General features: G+C 45.1%; 11 protein-coding genes, 1 pseudogene and 1 other annotated feature. Of the genes and pseudogenes, 3 read left to right on the top strand and 9 right to left on the bottom strand.

The annotated features are described in order from the left end of the window. From PSI15_RS13045 to thrA, 5 genes and pseudogenes are all read right to left on the bottom strand, one after another. Positions 1-1,076: pseudogene (locus PSI15_RS13045) on the bottom strand (excinuclease ABC subunit UvrA); the annotation flags it as partial. A gap of 5 nt (positions 1,077-1,081) precedes the next feature. Further along, complete coding sequence (locus tag PSI15_RS13040; protein WP_273583898.1) at positions 1,082-2,320, bottom strand: multidrug effflux MFS transporter; 1,239 nt, start codon at positions 2,318-2,320, stop codon at positions 1,082-1,084. A gap of 211 nt (positions 2,321-2,531) precedes the next feature. Further along, complete coding sequence (gene thrC / locus PSI15_RS13035; RefSeq protein ID WP_273583897.1) at positions 2,532-3,824, bottom strand: threonine synthase; 1,293 nt, start codon at positions 3,822-3,824, stop codon at positions 2,532-2,534. A 2-nt stretch (positions 3,825-3,826) separates the two neighbouring features. Further along, on the bottom strand, positions 3,827-4,777 hold the full coding sequence (gene thrB / locus PSI15_RS13030) for a homoserine kinase (RefSeq protein ID WP_273583896.1): 951 nt from the start codon (positions 4,775-4,777) through the stop codon (positions 3,827-3,829). Continuing rightward, entirely contained in the window at positions 4,759-7,248 is a 2,490-nt protein-coding gene (thrA, locus tag PSI15_RS13025) for a bifunctional aspartate kinase/homoserine dehydrogenase I (protein WP_273583895.1), read from the bottom strand. The genes thrB and thrA overlap by 19 nt, the downstream gene beginning before the upstream one ends. A 23-nt stretch (positions 7,249-7,271) precedes the next feature. Beyond that, positions 7,272-7,390 (bottom strand) — a sequence feature (Thr leader region). A 697-nt stretch (positions 7,391-8,087) separates the two neighbouring features. On the opposite strand from thrA, the gene arcA reads away from it, so the two are divergent. Next, a complete protein-coding gene (gene arcA, locus PSI15_RS13020) occupies positions 8,088-8,804 on the top strand; it encodes a two-component system response regulator ArcA (RefSeq protein WP_273583894.1) in 717 nt (238 codons plus the stop codon). Between the two features lie 101 nt (positions 8,805-8,905). Here arcA and creA read toward each other — a convergent pair whose 3' ends face one another. Then, positions 8,906-9,382 carry a protein CreA gene (gene creA / locus PSI15_RS13015; protein ID WP_084720926.1) on the bottom strand — a complete coding sequence of 159 codons (477 nt, stop codon included), beginning with the start codon at positions 9,380-9,382 and terminating at the stop codon, positions 8,906-8,908. A gap of 570 nt (positions 9,383-9,952) precedes the next feature. Between creA and robA the strand changes: the two genes are divergently transcribed. Continuing rightward, positions 9,953-10,834 (top strand): MDR efflux pump AcrAB transcriptional activator RobA, encoded by an 882-nt coding sequence (gene robA, locus PSI15_RS13010; RefSeq protein ID WP_273583893.1) that lies wholly within the window; start codon positions 9,953-9,955, stop codon positions 10,832-10,834. Here robA and gpmB read toward each other — a convergent pair. Next, positions 10,831-11,478, bottom strand: coding sequence for a 2,3-diphosphoglycerate-dependent phosphoglycerate mutase GpmB (gpmB, locus tag PSI15_RS13005; RefSeq protein WP_273583892.1), 648 nt, complete (start codon positions 11,476-11,478; stop codon positions 10,831-10,833). The two genes, robA and gpmB, sit on opposite strands and share 4 nt — an antisense overlap. A gap of 54 nt (positions 11,479-11,532) precedes the next feature. On the opposite strand from gpmB, the gene yjjX reads away from it, so the two are divergent. Continuing rightward, positions 11,533-12,066, top strand: coding sequence for an inosine/xanthosine triphosphatase (gene yjjX / locus PSI15_RS13000; protein WP_273583891.1), 534 nt, complete (start codon positions 11,533-11,535; stop codon positions 12,064-12,066). 95 nt (positions 12,067-12,161) lie between these two features. Here yjjX and trpR read toward each other — a convergent pair whose 3' ends face one another. Together trpR and sltY are read right to left on the bottom strand one after the other, a co-directional pair. Next, positions 12,162-12,485: a trp operon repressor gene (gene trpR / locus PSI15_RS12995; RefSeq protein ID WP_273583890.1), complete on the bottom strand. Its 324-nt coding sequence runs from the start codon at positions 12,483-12,485 to the stop codon at positions 12,162-12,164. Positions 12,486-12,542: 57 nt separating this feature from the next. Further along, positions 12,543-14,462 (bottom strand): murein transglycosylase, encoded by a 1,920-nt coding sequence (gene sltY / locus PSI15_RS12990; RefSeq protein ID WP_273583889.1) that lies wholly within the window; start codon positions 14,460-14,462, stop codon positions 12,543-12,545. Positions 14,463-14,640: the final 178 nt, after the last annotated feature.

Genomic DNA, 14,640 nt, shown 5'->3' with positions numbered 1-14,640 from the left:
GTCATCCCCGTGAGGCTGCTGCCTAAGTGCCGCACCATTTTTAACCGTTGTGCCTCTCCCCCTGATAATGTTGTGGTTGGACGATTAAGATTCAGATACCCTAGGCCGACAGAACACATTGATGCCAGACGTTCTTTTAACGCATTAATGAGTGTACTCACTGAAGGTTCAGTCAGTGTTGCCATGAACTGATTCAGCTCGACAATCGGTATATCGACACAATCTCCGATACTTTTGCCTTGAATTAGACATGACAGGATCTGTTTATTAAGCCTCTGCCCGTGGCAAACAGGGCACTGTTTCATTGAAACAATGTCTTTGAATTCTTCGCTTTTGTATTCTTTGTTGTTTTTTACAAGATAACTGCGCGTGAATCTGGGAATGATCCCTTCAAATCGAGCCGATTTAGGCCAGTCGGGGGATGGATTTGCCGGCACGATGTTATCTGCGTAAAGTAACAGCTGACGTTCTTCTGCTGAGTAATCAGAAATTTTCTTATTATTATCAAACAAACCCGAATGAGCATACCGACGCCACCGCCAGGTTCCCGGTGCAAATGTCGGGTACGCAATAGCACCGTTATTCAGTGACTTATTTTCATTCACCAGTTTTTTCACATCGATTGTGCTGGCAATGCCCAGCCCTTCACAATGGGGACACATCCCTGATGGGTGGTTGAAAGAGAAGATATTGGAAAATCCCACAAAAGGCTGACCAATGCGGGAAAATAAGAGGCGCAGCAAGGTGTAAATATCTGATGCGGTACCCACTGTTGAGCGTACATTTTCACCAATACGCTTTTGGTTAATAATAATCGCGGTGGTCAGGTTATTTATCTCATCCACATCTGGCTGACCATAATACGGTAAACGATGTCGGATATAAGGAGGAAAAGTATCATTGAGTTGTCTTTGGGATTCCGCGGCAATTGTACCGAATACAAGAGAACTTTTACCTGAACCAGAAACACCGGTGAATACAGTGATGACATTCTTAGGAATACGTAAATCAATTCCTTTAAGGTTATTTTGCCTCGCACCACGAATTTCAATAGCATTTTGTTCACGACTTCTCATTTCTTTTATCTCCTTACGCGCACTAACATCAGGGAAAAGAGCGTGATAATCCCACACCCGATTAATACCATAGAGACAGGAAACAGAGACACAGATTTGCCAAGTCCCGTTAAAAATGCGGTCAAAGAAGCGGATCCAAACTGAAGAGCGCCAAGGACAGCAGAACCCGCCCCTCTTATATCGGGAACGGCTGTTAATGCCAAACTCGCTGCATTGCCAAAAACTAACGCCATCGTAAACATAAGCAGCATGAAAATTGCTGTTGTTAACTCGAGCTGATAGATGCTGAGATAATTTACAACCAGTAGCAGACAAACTAGGATGAAGGTTGTTATAACCCCGATTATGACGAGGGTTTTGGCACCAACCCGCTCAACCCACTTGGCGCTGAGTATGCTGCTAAACAGCATAATTCCGGCATTAATTGCAAATAAAATAGAAAAAAATCCGGGGGTAAATTTAAACATGGACTGGTATATAAAAGGTGATGCTGAAATGTAAGCAAACAGTGCCCCAAAAGTGGCAGAAAATACTAACGTATATCCCATATAAACTCGGTTTTTGAACAGTTTTAAAAACGGCTTAACCAAACTCCCCTTACTTCCACCAGAGGCTGATTTACCCGGCAAACTTTCCGGCACATAAATAAACGTTAAGAGGGTAAGTATCAGTGAAATCACCGCCATAAAGACAAATATTACTTGCCACGGAAAATGAGCCGCCATTCCTCCTATCAATGGGGCAACTATCGGTGCTGCACCTTGTATCGCCAGCATTAGATTGAAATAGTAGGCAGATTTATTTCCAAAACTGAGATCGGAAACAATGGCACGTGTCAGAACAATACCTGATGCACCACCAGCACCTTGAAAAAAGCGGCTAATGATCAGCATTTCAATATTTGAAGAGAATGCACAAGCCATTGATGCTACGGTCAGCAAAACCATGCCACCTAATAAAAGGTTTCTCCTGCCAATAACATCTGACCAAGGACCAATGATTAATTGCCCAATCGCAAGGCCAGCCATAAATGAGGTCAGGCTTAATTGAATTCCTGCCTGAGTCGTGATGAGTGCATGTGACATGCTGGGAAACAAAGGAAGGTACATGTCAGTTGAAAGCGCTCCAATGGCACTCAACATTCCCAGAACCAGCACAAGCCTGAATCCCAGTTCACCTTTTTGCTCAGGTGAAACACGTTGCTTTAAGTCACTATCAATAAGTCTATTTTCTGATTTTTCCACGGTTATTCGTCTCATAATATGAACAATATGAAGACTATAACACCGCAGAAAAATGATTTCTATTTTGCAATCATTTTTTTTTATTTGCTTGATGGCTCTGTAATTTCCGCTGTTCTTCAAGTCAGTTGTGGCTAAAATCAATCATATCCAGCAAAGGATCACTCCACCTTAATCAGTGGAGTGATCGTGGAGTGATCAATGTCAGGTTATTTTATTCCGGCGCTCTTTCCAGCAAAAATTCACGCAAGGTGGCGAAATTAGCAGGCATAAAGTGGGATAACAAATCCAGATCCGCGCGTTCAGCTAAGGCTTTTGGCAAAGGTAATGGCTGGCCGAGGGCGGCTTCGACACTTTCCTTGAATTTGGCGGGATGCGCTGTACCCAAGAATAAACCATATTCCCCTGCTTGTAATTGATCACGTAAGACGCGATAAGCGACCGCCGCATGGGGTTCGGAAATATAGCCTTTTGCCGCCAGCTCGCGCAGGGTATCTTGCGTGGTTGCGTCATCCACCACGCCATTGGCCAGTTCACTCAGTGCCCAGCCTTTACGTTTGAACAGTTCTTCGATGCGTGGCCAGTTATTGGGCTGGCTGACATCCATGGCATTGGACAGGGTCGCAATGGTTTGCTGTGGCAGCCATTGGCCTTCCGCTAAATAGCGCGGAACGGTGTCATTAACATTGGTGGCTGCGATAAAACGTTTTACCGGCAGTCCCAGTGATTTTGCCAGTAGCCCCGCGGTTAAATTGCCGAAATTGCCACTGGGAACGGAAATCACCAATTGTTCACGTTTTTCAGCCGGGATCTGCGCAACTGCTTCAAAGTAATAACAGATTTGTGCCAGCAGGCGGCTGATATTAATCGAGTTGGCGGAGTTGAGATGCAAAGTCTGCTTCAACGCTTCGTCATCAAAAGCCTGTTTGACCAAGGCCTGACAAGCATCGAAATCTCCCTTGATAGCGACGGTATGGATATTACCGCCCAGCGTACAGAAGAGTTTTTCCTGCAATGGACTGATTTTGCCTTCGGGATAAAGGATCACAACCTGTACGTTATGCAAACCATAGAAGGCATGGGCAACAGCGGCACCGGTATCACCGGAGGTCGCAGTCAAAATCGTGACGGGCTGTTCCCCGGCGATCTGAGCCAGGATTTGCGCCATAAAACGGCCGCCGAAGTCTTTAAAGGCCAGTGTTGGGCCGTGGTAAAGTTCCAGTGAAGCGATGTCATCTTCGACAGTTGTGATGGGGGCAGGGAAGGCAAACGCCTTTTTCACGCGGTCGGCCAGTTGCTCTGCGGGAATTTCATCGCCAATAAAGGCGGAGAGAATGCGTTGGCTGCGGCTGACAAAATCCAATTTCAATAAGTCGTCAATTTCATCACGGCTGAATGCCGGCAGCTCCTGCGGAAAAAATAGCCCCTGTTGTCTGCCTAATCCCTGTTTTACCGCCTGTGAAAAACTGACCTGCTCGCTGTTGTCTTTTAAGTTATATAATTTCATGGTTACTTTACCTGTCGTGCGCCTGCGAGATCCAGACGGCAAATGTGTACAAAGCCTTCATCATTCTGTACGTAATGTTGTTGCAGCCAGTGTGCAACCTCTTCGGCGACCGCCATTTGCTGACAAATGGCAAAAAGTGTGGGGCCGGAACCGGAAATGCCGCATGTCAGTGCCCCTAATTGCTTAACCGCATCACGGGCGTCGGCAAATCCGGGTAACAGTTGTGTGCGGTAAGGTTCTGCCACCACATCTTTCATTAATTTGGCTGCCAGTTCCGGTTGCCGGGTATGGCAGGCGTGAATAAAGCCGGCAAAGTGACGTCCATGCTCAATGATATCCTGACGGGTGTAGTGGGTTGGCAGGATCGCACGGGCTTCTGATGTCGAGACTTTAATGCCGGGATAAGCCATGACCCATAGCCAATCATCAAACGTGGGAACTGGCAGACAGGTAGTATCTTCCTGAGATAATATCAGCTGCAATCCGCCCAAATAGCAGGGGGCGACATTATCATAATGAACACCGCCGGAAATGCGTCCTTCTAATTCACCCATCATATCCAGCAATTGGTGTTGGTTAAATGGACGGCCTGCATACTCATTCAACGCCACCAGACCGGCCACCACAGAGCAGGCACTGGAACCTAACCCGGAGCCAATTGGCATGTTTTTCTCTAATGTCATGGTAACGGGGAGCGCTTTCCCTAACCGTTGACAAAAAAGCTGCCAGCATTGGTAGACAATATTTTGTTTGGGATCGGTCGGTAATTTGCCGACAAATCGCCCTTTATTCTTCAGGCTGAAACGTTCAGCTTCACTGACGGAGACACAATCTCCAAGCAGCGAGCCATCAACGGGAGAAACCGCTGCGCCAAGCACATCAAATCCGACGCCAACGTTCCCGATAGAGGCAGGCGCATAAACCCTGACAACCATTAAACCCCCAATTTCCATGATAGAGTGCGTAATATATCAGCAAAAACGCCGGCGGCCGTGACATCATTCCCTGCGCCATAACCACGTAATACCAGCGGAATGGGTTGATAATAACGGGTATAGAAAGCCAGTGCGTTTTCGCCATTCTTGACTTTATAAAGTGGATTGTTACCGTCAACAGAGACCATTTTCACTGTACAACGGCCTTGCTCAATCAAACCCACATAACGTAACACTTTTCCTTGTTCTGCGGCCTCTTTTGCACGTTGGTTAAATGCCTGATCCAGTTGCGGCAAACGTTGCAGGAAGCTGTCAACATCACCACTGGCATCAAACGAGAGTGGTAAAACTGGCTCAACATGGATATCTTCCAGTTCGAGTTCATAGCCTGCCTCGCGCGCCAGGATCAACAGTTTCCGGGCAACGTCCATGCCAGAGAGATCATCCCGTGGATCGGGTTCCGTAAAGCCTTTCTCTTTTGCCAGCGCAGTGGCTTGTGAGAGCGTCATGCCTTCATCCAGCATCCCGAAAATGTAGGATAGGGAACCCGACAGGATGCCACTGAACTGGACTAATTCATCGCCGGCATGAAGCAGATTTTGTAAGTTTTCGATAACCGGCAAGCCCGCCCCGACATTCGTGTCATACAGGAATTTGCGTTTCGATTTTTCGGCTGCCTGACGGATTTGGCGGTAATAAGCCATCGATAAAGTATTGGCTTTTTTATTGGGTGTGACAACGTTAAAACCGTCGCTGAGGAAGCTTGCATATTGCTCCGCAATCGACTGATTAGACGTACAGTCCACAATAACCGGATTTAAGAGATGGTACTCTTTTTCAAGGCGGATCAGACGACTCAGGCTGAAAGGCTTATTGGCTTCTGAAAGCGCCTGTTGCCAGTTATCCAGACAGATGCCCTGCATATCCGTCAACAAAGCACGGGAATTGGCAATACCACAGACACGCAGATCGATATGTTTCTGTTTGAGCCAGGTTTGCTGGCGGCGAATTTGTTCGATTAAAGCACTGCCTACGCCCCCCACACCGACAACGAAGACTTCAACCACTTGAGCCGTGTTAAACAGCATTTGGTGGCAGAGACGAACCGCCGTGGTCGCTGCATCATTGTCAATAACGGCAGAAATGGAGCGTTCCGAAGAGCCTTGCGCAATGGCAATAATGTTGATATTGGCGCGTGTCAAGGCGGAGAAAAAGCGGGCAGAAGTGCCTTTTTGGGTACGCATGCCATCCCCAACAACGGAAATAATGGCAAGGTTGTTGATCACGTCAATAGGATCAAGCACACCATCTTTGAGCTCCAGATAAAACTCTTCTGTCAGTGCTTTTTGCGCGTTTACCAGCTCCCTTTGCGGTACACAGAAACTGATGCTGTATTCTGATGAGGACTGTGTGATTAACACGACGGAAATTCCCTTGCGCGACATGACGGAAAAGACCCGTGCCGCCATCCCGACCATCCCTTTCATGCCGGGGCCGGAAACGTTGATCATCGCCATATGATTCAGATTGGTAATGCCTTTAATCGGCATATTCTGATCTTTTTGTTCATGATCAATAAGAGCATTATCAATCAGCGCATCACCAATAAACGTCCCCGGCGCCCCAGGGTTGGCGGTGTTTTTTATCAGACAAGGAATTTGAAATTGAGCGATAGGAGCGATAGTACGGGGATGGAGCACTTTCGCGCCGAAATAAGATAATTCCATCGCCTCCTGGTATGACAGGCAATTCAGCAAGCGTGCATCTTTAACCGCTCTTGGATCACAAGTATAAACACCGTCGACATCCGTCCAGATTTCACAGCAGTCAGCTCGCAGGCAGGCGGCTAATACCGCAGCTGAATAGTCAGAGCCGTTGCGTCCCAGCACGACCAGTTCGCCATTTTCATTACCCGCAGTGAAGCCCGCCATCAGGATAATGTGGTCAGCAGGGATGTGAAGCGCGGCAATGCGTTTGGCAGATTCATGGATATCGACGGTAGATTCGAGAGAATATCCATGTGCACAAAGGGTTTTGACGGGATCAATGACAGTCACTTTATGACCACGCGCCTGTAGCACCGCTTCCATGATGGCAATCGACAGCTTTTCGCCACGACAGATCAGGGAGGCGTTAATGCTATCCGGACATTGTTTCAACAGCGAAATGCCGTGCAGAGTCTGTTTCAGGCTGGCAAGCTCACGCTCCACGATCCCTTTCAGACGCTCATAATCAAACCCTGCTTGTTGCTCTTTCAATCCTGACAGTAAATCAGCAAAGATTTGACTGGCATCGCTCATATTGGAAACAATATCTTGCCCAGCAACCGTTTTTTCAATCATTGCTACCAAATGGTTGGTGATCTTCGCGGGAGCAGAGAGTACCAAGGCCACTTGCCCAAGGGATAATTCATTCTCGGCGATATCTGCGACGCTCAGTACACGCTGGTGATTCGCAACTGAGGTTCCTCCGAATTTCAATACTCGCATTAATTTTTCTCCTGATTTCTGTCCAAAAAAAAGCCCGTATCTTGTGGGATACGGGCTTGTGATTGTTTTATATATATGCGTCAGCCCGCACCGTAACTCAGGGTTCCGGTGGTAATCGTAATGGTGGTTGTCATGGTATTTATAAGAACCATTTTTTCCGGGCTAATGTGGTGCATCGTTTCCTGTCTGTCTATTTGATTTGTTCGACCCCCTATTGGTTAAATTAAATTGTGGTCAATGTCAAATATTTTTTAGGTCAAAAGGAGGAAAAACCAGCATTTTCCGTATTGGAATTATTCAAAATATGACCAGATGAGCAAATCATTATCCGGCTAGTCAGGTTATTTATTAGCATTTAATTTTACAAAAAACATATTTTGTAATTATTTTATCTTTATGATAAAAACACGCTGTCTGAATATTTTAGTATCGAGCCAATCTCTTCAAGGATTATCGACACGCTGATAATCATTAACATTATTTATTCAGGTTGATAACAAATGGCCTAAATTAAAATTAACAATTATAATTAATGTTAACGTGCTACAATTGATTTTGATATGTATCAACAAAAGTTAGTTTTTTTAGACTGCGAATACATTACTAGCTGTTATATTGCTGTTAATAGACTAGTATAGAAGCCTCGTTGAAATCGGGTTTTTTCGGGTATGTACCCTCTAAAGAAAGCGACGCTGGCTTTTAGTGTAAAACATATCAAAACGTTTATTTTGGGTATAAGCTGGTTTTCTGTAACCCAGAACAAGATCAGTATATTTTCTTTTAATAATAACAGCTTATGCCATACAGGTTCTGTTTTTTAGCGATTTTAGGTAGCAACCATGCAAACCCCGCACATTTTGATTGTTGAAGACGAAATTGTCACACGTAATACCCTGAAAAGCATTTTTGAAGCTGAAGGGTATATTGTTTACGAAGCCACTGACGGTTCAGAAATGAACAACATTCTGTCAGATAACGATATCAATTTAGTCATTATGGATATCAATCTGCCTGGTAAAAATGGGTTATTACTTGCCCGTGAATTACGTGAGCAGGCAAATGTCGCGTTGATGTTCTTAACAGGCCGTGACAATGAAGTGGACAAAATCCTTGGTCTCGAAATCGGTGCTGATGATTATATAACTAAGCCATTTAACCCACGTGAATTAACCATTCGTGCGCGTAATTTACTTTCGCGGACAATGAACCTGAGTCATTCAGGTGAAGAGCGCCGTCAGGTTGAAAGTTATAAATTCAATGGATGGGAGCTGGATATCAATAGCCGCTCTTTGGTGAGTCCGATGGGAGATCAGTACAAACTGCCGCGTAGTGAATTCCGTGCGATGCTTCATTTCTGTGAAAATCCAGGAAAAATCCAGACCCGTGCAGAATTGCTGAAAAAAATGACGGGTCGCGAACTGAAACCCCACGATCGCACTGTTGATGTGACTATTCGCCGTATTCGTAAGCATTTCGAATCAACACCCGATACGCCAGAAATCATTGCAACCATCCACGGTGAAGGTTACCGTTTCTGTGGTGATTTAGAAGATTAAGTGAACCTTGTTCATTAGTCTATTTCTATCCAGTAAAGCCCCGTATGTCCTAATGGCATCGGGGCTTTTCTTTTGAGCGAGTGCTTACTTTAGTGAGCTATTCACGCTTTCCACGGCATAATCGGTACGGCACTGATCGCATTTTTAGGGGAACCATCGATCATCTTATCAGAATAGGTTAGATAAATCAGTGTATTACGATTTGGGTCATAGAAACGTACCACCTGTAATTTTTTAAACACCAAAGATGTCCGTTTCTGGAAGACAACTTGTCCTTTCTTGGCGGATTTCTTTATCTTATCTGATAATTCAATCGAACCAACTTGCTGGCAAGATATGGCGGCATCCGAGGTATCTTCTGCTAATCCTAATCCGCCCTTAATTCCTCCTGTCTTGGCGCGGCTCAAATAACAGGTGACATTTTTCACATCGGGATCATCAAAGGCTTCGATCACTATTTTGTTATCAGGGCCAAAAAGTTTGAAAACCGTATCGACAGAACCGATCTCTTCAGCGTGCAGAACCACGGGAGAAAAGAGTAAGGCAGCCGCTATCACTACTTTCTTCATTGTTACCATATTTAGTCCACTTGAATTAAATAAATACAGTGAAAATATCTATCATTCACATATAATGTAACCCAATGAATTTAATCAAATCATTTTCACTGTGAATGAATCTGTGATGGGAAGTCATGGCATTATAGCTGAATAGGCAGCCAAGATGAGTCGCTGAATTCACGTTCTTGGCTTATTTACCAAGACAATGCTTGACATATTACTAAATCTACCAATAATTTATTCCAAGCCAAATCTTGTTTAATTTGGTTGATGGTTTGTTGATAACATGAATGTAACAATCAATATGCCAAATAATTTTGACGTTATTGTACTTATAGAATAAATACCCACCAGTTATAGTAAGTATCGGTAATTAATTACCGAGATAAATATGCTGCCATAACACTCAGGGAAATTGAACTTGAGGTTTGTTTTGGGAAAATTTTTGGGAAAGGTTTTAGGAAAAAGTATCGTGTTGATTGTCGAGCAAATTACATAATATCTTTTTAAAAAGTCTTTGTTTTCAAGCTAATAAATTGTTATATATTTATATGATTTTCTTTTTGTCTTAATGACTTAGGGAGATGTATGGATCAAACCAACATCATTCGAGACTTGCTGCATTGGGTGGATAATAATCTGGATCGTCCATTGTCTCTTGATAACGTTGCAGCAAAAGCAGGTTACTCCAAATGGCACTTGCAGCGCATGTTCAAGGAGGTAACAGGTCAGGCAATAGGCTCTTATATCCGTGCGAGAAGATTATCCCGAGCCGCCGTTGCATTACGTTTGACCAGCCGTCCTATTTTGGACATTGCTTTACAATATCGCTTTGATTCTCAGCAAACTTTCACGAGAGCTTTCAAGAAACAATTTGACCGGACGCCAGCCGCTTATCGTCGAAGTGAAGAGTGGTGCGCCAAGGGGATATGTCCGCCCATCCTGCTAGATAACAAACCCCTGCCAGAGCACAAATATGTCACACTGGAAGATAAGTCACTTATCGGCACTGAACACACTTGCAGTTATGTACTCGAACAGTGGTCAGAGGCTTGCAAAAATATGCGTCATGACTTTTGGATTAACTATCTACAGGATGCGGAGGTATTACCGCCAAGGCTTTATGGATTACACCATACGACCCTCAGTATGGATCATGAAGATGAACAGACGGTGTTCTATACCACTGCCATAGAGCCAGAGTATGCCACCTTTGATACCCAGGATAGCCATCCTGTCGTTTTGCCCGGTGGGAATTATATTTCATTCAGTTATTTTGGTGATAAAGAACAGTTACAAGAGTTTCTTTTTACCGTTTATGGTGTCTGCCTGCCTACATTAAACGTCACGCGTAGAAAAGGATACGATGTCGAGCGATATTACCTCACTAACCTTGAATGGAGAAATCTTGGGGATGAGTCCCAAAATCATGTTGTGGAATTTGAGTATCTCATCCCAATTGAACGTTAACCGGGTAATTCATCCAGAGCGGGCATATCCAGATGAGTGATATCGCCCGTTGTTTCAACTATCCAACCTGAAGCCAGCCACGGGCTATCCTGATAATCCACCCGTGAGATAGAACAGTTTCTCAGCCGTAAACGGCGTTCTGAGTTAGCAGGAAGACCCAGAATAGAGCCGATCAAACTGACGAGTGCTATTCCATGACTGACCAACAGTGGGCGGCTACCCGCCGGCAGATTGAGGCAGTTGTCCAGTGCGGCACGCATACGGGTAGACACTTCATGCGTCGATTCACCTTCTGGGATCCGCCCATTTGGTGTACCATCGACAAGGCTTTTACGCCAAGATTCTTCTTCTGGTGTGAGGGAGTTGAGTTCGCGATTTTCCAGTACGCCCATATGTAACTCTCGCAGGCGTGGTTCCAGTATGACGTCGCAACCACAGGCTTTAGCGATGATTTCTGCCGTTTGGCGTGTCCGGCCAAGATCACTGGTGATAACATGGGTAATGTTTTCTGATTTGACTCTTTGTGCGACCAAGTGAGCTTGGCGCCGGCCTGCTTCAGTTAAAGGGCTGTCAGATTGCCCCTGAATACGACGAGCCACGTTCCATTCGGTTTCGCCATGACGAACAAGATAGACCTGTAACATAGTTATTTTCCGTTATACTGCATCATGAAATAATTCAAAGGATAATTTATTTATATGTACCACGTTATTGCAGCAACAACTAACCCTGCGAAAATAAAAGCGATTAGCCTTGCATTCGATGATGTTTTTGGCCCAGGCACTTACCACATAGAAGATGTCAATGTAGATAGCAGCGTACCGCAACAACCTATCGGCAACACTGAAACCCGTACAGGGGCTCGTCATCGCGTTATGGCTGCTCGTCAAGTCCGACCAGAAGCTGATTTCTGGGTTGGGGTCGAAGCAGGCATTGAGGATGACATGACATTTGCGTGGATGGTTGTTGAACATAAACAAATTCGGGGAGAATCGCGTTCCGCCAGTCTGATGCTGCCTGAAAAAGTTCTGGAAGGTATTCGTCAGGGACGCGAACTTGGCCATGAAATGGCGGATGTCGCTGGCGTCGATAATATCAAGCAGAAGGGTGGTGCGATCGGCTTTTTTACCAACGGTATTTTGACGCGTACCCGCGTTTATCATCAAGCTCTGATATTGGCTCTTGTGCCTATCCATCATGAAATTTACAAAGAGTTGAATAATCAATCTTAACGCTAACTGTAGTAAATAATACGAAAGCTGCTTTGGGGGCATTATTGAATAGCCCCCACGAAATGATTTAACCCGTTATTTTATAGTGGCCCTTTTTAATCAGTTAACAGCTGAGTTTCCAGCCATCTCTTAACATGAGCCGGTGCGTTCTTTAAGCTGTTGGAACCACGTGTAATCGTCGCAATACCAACACCCAGCTCATTTTTCAGCTCGCGCTGGCTCATTTGCCCACGCATTAACTCCTGAATAATCCGAACCCGGGTTGATAAAGCGGTACGTTCATCGGGAGTCAATAATAGCTGCAAAATAGAATGTTGCAAATTTTGTTCAAATGCTATCTGTAACAGCTCGACAAAAGCGAGCCAGTCATCACCCTCTTTTGGGGAAAGCGCCGGATCAATCAAATGATTTTGTGCCATAATTAACTGCCATACTATTTAACTAGTACGGCAGCATATCATAGTTACCTTTTTAAATTAATAACGTCTTTGCCATTCGGCATTGGTCAGCACGTTCGGCATTTTCCCCATAAAATTATGATAGAACATGTCGTAGGCAAGAACATTTTTGACATAAGAGCGCGTTTCAGCAAAAGGAATACTTTCAATAAAGGCAATGGGGCCGATATTTCCAGAGGTGTTGGCTAACCAACGCTCAACATTTGTAGGGCCAGCATTATAAGCGGCACTGGCAAGAATCCGGTTATTGTCAAAACGCTGATAGATCGAATCCAGATAAGCAGTTCCAATTTTAATATTCGTAATCGGGTTCATTAATTGGCTGCTGTTGACATAACCCTGAATTTTCTGGCTCTTCACGGTATGCTCGGCGGTTTTGGGCATGATCTGCATTAACCCGCTGGCGCCTTTGGCAGAACGTGCCTGTGGATTCCAGGCACTTTCCTGACGGGCAATTGCCATTGCATAACTTTGTGAAATATTTTTATCTGACGTGAAGTTGACAAACTCGTTTCGCCACGCCAAGGGAAAACGCTCTTCAAGATGATCCCACATTTTTGCCGCAATGGTCGCTTGCACACTGAAAGCGGGCCAGTGTTGCTCAAACGCATAACGGGCTAACTGTTCTTGCTTCACGTGATCTTGCGAAGAAATCAGGAGACCCCATTCTGAGCGTGCCAAATCATCCATATGCCAATACAGTAACTCTCGGATACGCTTAATGGCCGGCATATTGGCAACGACGCTATCGGGTCTCTTCGCTTTATGCAGGGTCAGAGGATAGGGGATCTGTAATTTTTGGGCTGCCACCATGGGATAAAAACCACGATGTTTGGTCAGATTACGTAATATGACATTCCCTTCTGCGGTTTTCCCGTGATTGAGCAAAATTATAGCACGCCAATATTGCCATTCATCTTGTTGCAACGTCTTTTGAGGCAGTAACGAAATCCATTCTTCAAGCCCAGAATGATCGTCGTCCCGCAATGCCAGGCGAGCACGTCTTTCAATCAATTTGACAGAATATGAATCGCGAATAGTCTCATCCCGCCATTTTGCCTGCTCCGGCGTGATGTCTCCCATCAATTGCCATGCAACGATATCTTTTAATTGCTGACGCTCGGCGTCATTCATCTTTTGTGAGCGAACAAGTGTGGGAATGCTGATTCTGGCGAGTTCGGCCTTTGTGCGGGCAAATCGGGAAAAGGTCGTTATGATAACCGAGCGGGTAAAGTCGGTTGGCGTGGTCGTTGTGGCAAATTGTTCAATGGACGCAGGATCATGTTGTAGCTTCAGCAAACGTGTATTCAAGCCCTGATAACGTAATGGCAAACGCTTGGCAAGATAGGTAACCAGTGTGGCGTTACCGGCTTTCATTGCCAATTCGATACGCTGCAAAATTAAATTTGCATTGAGATACCCAGCCTGTTCCCAGACACTGAAGAGTTTATCGCAACTATCAGGTAATGAGTTGCCGTTAAGCCAAATTTCCTGGGCACCTTTCCAGGCGACTTGTTGATGCCCCGTTGCCCACTGCGCATAGTAATAATCACAGCGCCCTGTGACTGCATTTGGCGGGGTAGGACTTAATGTCAGGATGCCGCGCCAGTCTCCATTATTTGCCAGTGCATTGATAAATCGGGATGCCAGCGAACGCGCTGGCGGCAGGGTAGGGTGAGTATGAATAAAGTGTTGTATTTGCTCAGGAGTGGCCATTGCCAGATCCTGAGATAACTGACGATATTCAAGATAAGGATACAGCGGGTAATCTTTCAACGTTGGCATCAGACGTGCCACTTCCGCTCTATTTTTTGCATCCCATGCCTGTTTTATTGCTTGATACCGCTGACGCTGGGCATCCAGAGAATCAGCATGTGCTGCTCCGGCAACAACAGAAACCATACTTACAGCCATTGCGAAATGCTGCCACTTACTCATTGCCACATACCCCTCCAGAAGACGACCCAGTGCCCAAGTGCATTATAAAAAGCCATGTAATTATAATCATATTATTGATATGAGTTATAACAATGGGTGAATGCTAAAAGGAAGGGGTTGAAAAAAGGCCACATAAGGTGTGACCACAAGCAGAATTTTCTGTCACACAAAAAATGCG

It is taken from the genome of Xenorhabdus sp. PR6a (genome assembly GCF_028599065.1).
GTDB classification, from domain to species: domain Bacteria; phylum Pseudomonadota; class Gammaproteobacteria; order Enterobacterales; family Enterobacteriaceae; genus Xenorhabdus; species Xenorhabdus doucetiae.
The sequence above is the reverse complement of the archived record's forward strand: the minus strand, read 5'-3'. Positions and strand labels throughout refer to the sequence as shown.